8 protein-coding genes and 2 pseudogenes are annotated in these 6,266 nt (G+C 36.5%); 1 reads left to right on the forward strand and 9 read right to left on the reverse strand.

Annotation, left to right across the window (positions count from 1 at the left end):
• Positions 1 to 152 precede the first annotated feature (152 nt).
• A pseudogene (locus tag AC06OU_RS02645) lies at positions 153 to 712 on the forward strand (transposase); the annotation flags it as partial.
• 168 nt (positions 713 to 880) lie between these two features.
• Here AC06OU_RS02645 and msrB read toward each other — a convergent pair.
• From msrB to AC06OU_RS02690, 9 genes and pseudogenes are all read right to left on the reverse strand, one after another.
• Positions 881 to 1,291 carry a peptide-methionine (R)-S-oxide reductase MsrB gene (gene msrB, locus AC06OU_RS02650; protein ID WP_475853793.1) on the reverse strand — a complete coding sequence of 137 codons (411 nt, stop codon included), beginning with the start codon at positions 1,289 to 1,291 and terminating at the stop codon, positions 881 to 883.
• Positions 1,281 to 1,811 carry a peptide-methionine (S)-S-oxide reductase MsrA gene (gene msrA / locus AC06OU_RS02655; RefSeq protein WP_475853795.1) on the reverse strand — a complete coding sequence of 177 codons (531 nt, stop codon included), beginning with the start codon at positions 1,809 to 1,811 and terminating at the stop codon, positions 1,281 to 1,283. The genes msrB and msrA overlap by 11 nt, the downstream gene beginning before the upstream one ends.
• Positions 1,812 to 1,821: 10 nt before the next feature.
• On the reverse strand, positions 1,822 to 2,397 hold the full coding sequence (locus tag AC06OU_RS02660) for a YpmS family protein (protein ID WP_475853797.1): 576 nt from the start codon (positions 2,395 to 2,397) through the stop codon (positions 1,822 to 1,824).
• A gap of 13 nt (positions 2,398 to 2,410) precedes the next feature.
• The gene (locus AC06OU_RS02665; RefSeq protein ID WP_475853799.1) at positions 2,411 to 3,223 is read right to left on the reverse strand and encodes a GDSL-type esterase/lipase family protein; all 813 of its coding nucleotides are present in this window, start codon (positions 3,221 to 3,223) and stop codon (positions 2,411 to 2,413) included.
• A 92-nt stretch (positions 3,224 to 3,315) separates the two neighbouring features.
• The gene (locus AC06OU_RS02670; protein WP_475853800.1) at positions 3,316 to 4,155 is read right to left on the reverse strand and encodes a DegV family protein; all 840 of its coding nucleotides are present in this window, start codon (positions 4,153 to 4,155) and stop codon (positions 3,316 to 3,318) included.
• 55 nt (positions 4,156 to 4,210) lie between these two features.
• The gene (locus AC06OU_RS02675; protein ID WP_475853802.1) at positions 4,211 to 4,954 is read right to left on the reverse strand and encodes a lysophospholipid acyltransferase family protein; all 744 of its coding nucleotides are present in this window, start codon (positions 4,952 to 4,954) and stop codon (positions 4,211 to 4,213) included.
• The gene (locus tag AC06OU_RS02680; RefSeq protein WP_298467783.1) at positions 4,947 to 5,438 is read right to left on the reverse strand and encodes a dihydrofolate reductase; all 492 of its coding nucleotides are present in this window, start codon (positions 5,436 to 5,438) and stop codon (positions 4,947 to 4,949) included. Before AC06OU_RS02680 ends, AC06OU_RS02675 begins: the two co-directional genes overlap by 8 nt.
• A 14-nt stretch (positions 5,439 to 5,452) precedes the next feature.
• Positions 5,453 to 5,734, reverse strand: a pseudogene (gene thyA, locus AC06OU_RS02685) (thymidylate synthase); the annotation flags it as partial.
• Between the two features lie 116 nt (positions 5,735 to 5,850).
• Positions 5,851 to 6,266, reverse strand: a 416-nt coding sequence (locus tag AC06OU_RS02690) for a hypothetical protein (RefSeq protein WP_475853805.1), incomplete at its 5' end; no start/stop codon positions are given.

Consider the following 6,266-nt stretch of genomic DNA (forward strand, 5'->3'; position numbering starts at 1 on the left):
CCGCTACGAACGGACGCTTTCCGCGGGCACGGCTTCAGCCGCTTCCCTCGCTGCGCTCAGTCCAGGGTCTTCAGCTCGCGCTGTTCCCGCTGGAGTCGCCGTTCTTCGCTCCAATCAACGGGGCCTCCTATAAAATGAATGTGGTGATGGATATGATGAAGAATAATCAAACCAATGAACGCGAACAATTAGAAATCTTGACTATTGAACAGTTGGTACCACAAGACCATCTTGTTCGTAAGTTAGATGCGGCAATTGATTTTTCCTTTATCTATCCTTTGGTTGAAAACCTTTATTCGACAATAGGGAGACCTAGTATTGACCCAGTGGTACTTATCAAGATGACTTTTATCCAATATACCTTTGGTATGCGGTCCATGCCCCAAACCATTAAAGAGATTGAAACCAACATGGCATACCGATGGTTTCTAGGCTTTGGTTTCCATACCGAGGTTCCCCATTTCTCAACTTTCGGGACTATGTCCGTCGTTTTGCAGACACAGATCTATTCGAGCAGATTTTCTACAGAGTATCAAAGGAGCTCGCAGATCGTGGGCTCCTAAGCCCGGATCATGTCTTTATTGATTCGACCCATGTGAAAGCTAGTGCGAATAAGAGAAAGTTCGAGAAGAAGGTTGTTCGTAAAGAGACGCGGACTTATGAAAAGAGGTCCATGCTTTTCCCGGTCGAGGTTGAGCTCCTCCTGGACCAGCTGGACCTGGAAAACGCCAAAAATGGCGTAAAACAAAATCGAGAGCTGAATTAGCTCTTTTTCCAGAATGTAAACTGTGATAATAGCAAAGGGTTGGAAATCGTTTCGATTTCCAACCCTTTTGTCTACAGTCTGAAGCATGGATATGAAATCCATGCTTTTTTAACATTAGAATAGTTTTAAGTATTCTCCATATCCTTCTTTCTCTAGCTTGTCCTTGGGAACAAAACGCATAGCAGCTGAATTAATACAGTAGCGTAAGCCTGTTTCTTCTTTTGGACCATCAGGGAATACGTGGCCAAGATGAGAGTTTGCTGTTTTACTTCTCACTTCTACTCTTCTCATACCATGAGAATCATCAAAATGCTCAGTTACCTCGTGGCTCTCGATTGGTCTAGTAAAGCTTGGCCAGCCACATCCAGCATCATATTTGTCCTTGGAATGAAATAATGGTTTGCCTGAAACAACATCTACATAAATCCCTTCATCAAAATGCTTATCGTATTCTCCTTGAAAGGGTGGCTCTGTTCCATTTTGCTGAGTCACATAATACTGCATTTCAGTTAATTTATCCTTCATTTTGTAACCTCCTATTGTTTTCAACGAAGTTTGCTCTACCTGAACCAACAAAGTATCTATTATAATGACTTGGATTCTTTTTATAATAGTCTTGATGATATTCCTCTGCCTCATAAAACTCAGATGCAGGCAAAATTTTGGTAGCTATTTTTTTCGGAAATCGTCCAGAGGCATTTAAAGAAGCCTTAGATTGTTCTGCTTTTTCTTGCTGCTCTTCATTATGATAAAAAATAGCTGTTTGATAGGAAGATCCCTTGTCGAAAAATTGCCCTTCTTCATCTGTTGGATCGATGTTCAGCCAAAATATATCCAGTAGTTGATCGTAAGAAAATTTTTCCGGATCATACGTAATTTGAACTGCCTCATAGTGTCCGGTAGCATTTGAACACACTTGTTCATAAGTAGGGTTAGGTAAATTACCACCCGTATAACCGGAAACAACTTTTTCAATGCCGTCATAAGAATCAAACGGTTTTACCATACACCAAAAACAGCCACCTGCAAATGTTGCTTTTTCCATTTTATATCCCTCATTTCGATGGAACTATAATTTCTAAAACAATTTTGTCTTCTTGAAGATTCAATTCCTTCGCTCGAACATTCACTCCAGACGCCATAGGAATACTAGCCAACTGAATTAAAACTTCTTCTTCATCAGGCTTCACTACCATCCAGCGAGGAAGGTCTATTGAATCTCGTAATAACTTTAACACAGTATCGGGTGGTAATTGAAGCTGTCCGACTTCAACCGACGATTGCTCCAAACGAATATTCCCATTCTCTTCGACAAAAGGTTCGAAATACATCTTTACGGGAAGAGTTAATGAGAAAATGGTTAACTCAGAGCTTAAAATAATTTGCTCCTCTACACTCAATTGAAGGGGAATAGGTTTATCATCCATCGCTGTAGCTATAAAAGTATTTGCTATTCCCTGAAAATCTTCCTTAGAGACATTTACAGTTAATACATGTCCGGAAGGGTCAGGTGTAGTAATACTTTCAACATCAACATTTTCCGTTGGAGATGTAATCCAGTAAAAAAGGGTTCCTATACTCCCTGCAATGATTAATAATAATAAAAAAAAGGCAATCATCCACTTATTCATCTAAACCAGCTCCTCAAAAGAACAATTCCCTACTTTGCTCATCTATCAAACCACAATTTTCTAAAGAATTTACTACGTTATCTACTATCAGCTCATATCCCTTGCTGTTGGGATGAAAAAAATCGGTATGATAGACTAAGTTTGCATTAGAATCAAACAAAGTATCAATAGGTGCGTAACAAGCATTTGTATTACTATATGATAGCGATTCTATAGTGTCGTTCCAGTCTGTTATGATTTGATCTACTTCGCTCGTTTCATCTGTAACTATGGTAATAGGGTTATAAATTCCAATCATTATTATTGGAGCACTACTATTAACCTCTCGAATTTGCTCTAAGATTTCATCATAATTTCGCTCAAAACGCTGCAATTCCTTTTGAAATGCTTCAATCTGAAGGTTAAAGAGATCTTTTCTAAATACCTTCATGACATCATTTCCACCAATGGTAATGGTGATTAAATCTGCTTTACGAAGTTGATGATCGATTTCTCCATCTTTTAACAACTTTAGAAGCTGGTCACTTCGTCTTCCTCTTTTAGCAGTATTGGTTAATACGACATCTTCTATTCCCTTGTATTCTAAGATTTGATTTTTTAATCTTCCAACATACCCATTCTTCTTCAGTTCATCTCCTACCCCTTGTGTAAGAGAATCTCCAAGACCAACAAGTTCTAATGTTCTCGGGAAAAATTCAGGTGGAATAATATATTCTTCAAATAAGACCGTTTCCTTTATCGGAAAGCTAACTTCTTCTATTTTTTCTGGCGCACAACTAGCTAATAGAGAAATACAAACAAGAATGATTAATAATTTATATTTCATATCTAACCCCTTTATTTAAATCCGCTTATATACAAGATGGTGTAAAACTATAAATAAAAGCAGGGAAAATTTGATCTTCCCTGCTTTTGGCATTATTCTGTCATATACATAAATCCAATGGCACCTGGACCAGTATGCGTACTAATCACCGGGGAAGTAAAGGACACTTGAATATCTTTGAAACCCGAGTCTTTTATTAATTCCATTAAGGGTGTAGCCATAGACAAACCATTAGCATGAGAAATACCTACCGCTTTTACAACTTTCCCGTTAGTGTCTTCCATAAACTGTTTAAACAAATAGTTTACTACTTGCTTATGACTTCTAGCTTTTGCCACAGGAGTATAAACTCCATTCGCAAGGCTCGCAATGGGTTTAATAGAAAGTAATGATCCAATCATTGCTTTTCCTTTTCCAATACGTCCACCTTTAACTAAATTATCCAAAGTATCTACTACTACATATAGATCAGTTTTAGTGCAGATGTCTAAAACCTTTTCAACAATTGCATCTTTTGTAGCTCCATTAGCAGCCATTTTAGCAGCTTCTTCTACCTGGAAATATAAAGCAAAGGAGATAAACTTGGAGTCAATAACAGTCACATCAGAATCTGTCAGGTCAGCAGCTGTTTGAGCAGATTTAACAGTACCACTCATGCCACCGGTCATATGTATTGAGATAACTTGATCTCCATTCTTACCAAGCCTATCGTATAGCTCTTTGAACACCCCTACTGCAGGCTGGGAGGACTTAGGAAGTTCTTTAGAAGTACTCATCTTTTCTAAAAATTCTTCTGGTTGAATATTAACCCCATCAATATATGACTCCCCATCAATCTGAATCGTCAAAGGTACTACATGTATATTATACTTTTCAATTATCTCTTTAGTTAAATCAGCTGTAGAGTCTGTAACTATATGAACCTTTGGCACTGTATATCCCTTCCTTCCTAAGTATATTATAAGAAGAAAGATGTTAATCTGTAAACTATTTATGCCTACATTGAAGCTCATTAATCTTATTTGCGATAATTGTATGTAAGTCTTCTTTTATTTGTTCTGAATTATTTACTTGAATCGTTTCTTTACTATATGAAGGAAGGATGCTAATTTGAACATGTGCTGGACTAATTTTATTATTATTTTTCTCCATAATATTAGAGGTTCCATGAATCGCGATAGGAACAATAGGAACATCTGCGTCTTTAGCAATACGGACAAATCCCGATTTGAAGGCTCCTATCCCTTGTCCCTTACTTCTAGTTCCCTCCGGAAACATTAAAATAGAATGACCGTTTTGTAATTGTGATACTGTATCCTGAATTGATCGATAACTACTTTTTCGGTTTGTCCGGTCTAAAAACACACAATTCATTTCTTCCATCCATTTAGGAATTAGTGGAATTTTTTTAACCTCGATTTTAGAAATAAACCCAAACGGCTTAGGGATATGGGCTAACAAAGTAGGAATATCAAAGTTCCCTTCATGATTGCTTACAAATAAGACAGCTCCATCAGGAAGATTTTCCGATCCTTCTACAGTAAATTCACTTTTTGTTCGTTTTAAAATACCCCCAGCCCATTTTTGCGGTACTTCGTGGACAAGCAAGTCATATTGCTCTACTGAGAGTACGCCTTTTTTAGACTTAATTTTGTTGAGTTTTTGAATGCTTATTGGTAAGTAGCCAAACAAAAATCCAAAAGTTCTTAAAGAAGAAAACAACTTATTCACTAACCTTTCTATCGTAAACCAAATATACGTAAGTTATTCCGTCAGATGTCTTCATCTCTTCCGACTTCTCAGTAAGTACCCATTCATCGGAGCTATATGGTGGGAAGTAAGTATCACCTTTGAATGTTTGTTGAATGAATGTGATATATAGTCTGTCCGCTTTTGGTAGGATTGCTCTAAAAATCTGCTCTCCTCCAATTACCATAACCTCGTCGTGGTGACTCTTCGCCAATTCGATTGCATCCACTAAATTGTTTACTACCTCTGCTCCCTCGACTTTATAAGAGGAGTTTCTAGTAACAATTATACTTTTTCTACCTGGTAATACTTTCCCAATCGATTCATATGTATTCCGTCCCATAACCATTGCCTTGCTCATTGTTTTTTCTTTGAAATATGCTAAATCACCAGGTATATGCCAAGGCAAGTCTTTGTTATAGCCAATTACTCGGTTTGGATCATGTGCTACGATTAGTGATATCATCAATATTCTCTCCTTTATACAGCAATTGGTGCTTTGATTTTTGGATGCGGATCATAGCCTTCTATAGAAATGTCTTCGATTTCAAAATCAAAGATGGAAGCTTTTTCTTCATTTAAGACTAATGTCGGTAAAGCACGCGGTGTTCGCGATAATTGTGTTTCAACCTGTTCAAAGTGATTCAAATAAATATGAGCATCACCTAAAGTATGTACGAAATCTCCAACTTCTAACTTACATTCTTTTGCTATTAAATGAACAAGTAAAGCATAGGAAGCTATATTAAAAGGAACTCCTATTTTCTTTTCGTTAGCTAAATTTTGATGAATCGCATGCCTTATAAGGAATTCCATCTATTTAGAATGGATTCATCAAAAAAAAATAATGAATCCTTTCGTTAAAGTATGCTTCAAGCTTATTTAAATACTCTACTTATATTAAAGCTAATCAGTTCATTTTCATCTATATATGTAACTGAACTTAAATAAAAATATTTTGTCCGTAAAGATTCTAATAACATTTTATTATCTGGAATATTTTTAATAGTTCTATTCATTTTTCCTACTTCAGATAACTTTACATGTTCTGTTTTTAAACTCGATACGATTTCTAAATACTTTCCTGAGGTATCTATAACTCCATCCAACCCAAATAGCAACATTTTTGCAACTAGAGCTTCATCTCTTATTGAGCTAATTATGAAACTAAACTGCTCGTATTTGATGCTAGTCATATTTATTTTTACAATACATTGAGCAATCATATAAATTAAATGAGGATCTAGATTCTTCAAGTTATTTAGACCGCCTATAACTTCCTTCTTAAGTTCAT

The organism is Psychrobacillus sp., from assembly GCF_056205495.1.

Excerpts from the sequence above, each read along its gene's own strand:
- msrB (WP_475853793.1), bottom strand. The coding sequence starts at position 1,291 with ATGAAGGATAAATTAACTGAAATGCAGTATTATGTGACTCAGCAAAAT.
- msrA (WP_475853795.1), bottom strand. The coding sequence starts at position 1,811 with ATGGAAAAAGCAACATTTGCAGGTGGCTGTTTTTGGTGTATGGTAAAA.
- AC06OU_RS02660 (WP_475853797.1), bottom strand. The coding sequence starts at position 2,397 with ATGAATAAGTGGATGATTGCCTTTTTTTTATTATTATTAATCATTGCA.
- AC06OU_RS02665 (WP_475853799.1), bottom strand. The coding sequence starts at position 3,223 with ATGAAATATAAATTATTAATCATTCTTGTTTGTATTTCTCTATTAGCT.
- AC06OU_RS02680 (WP_298467783.1), bottom strand. The coding sequence starts at position 5,438 with ATGATATCACTAATCGTAGCACATGATCCAAACCGAGTAATTGGCTAT.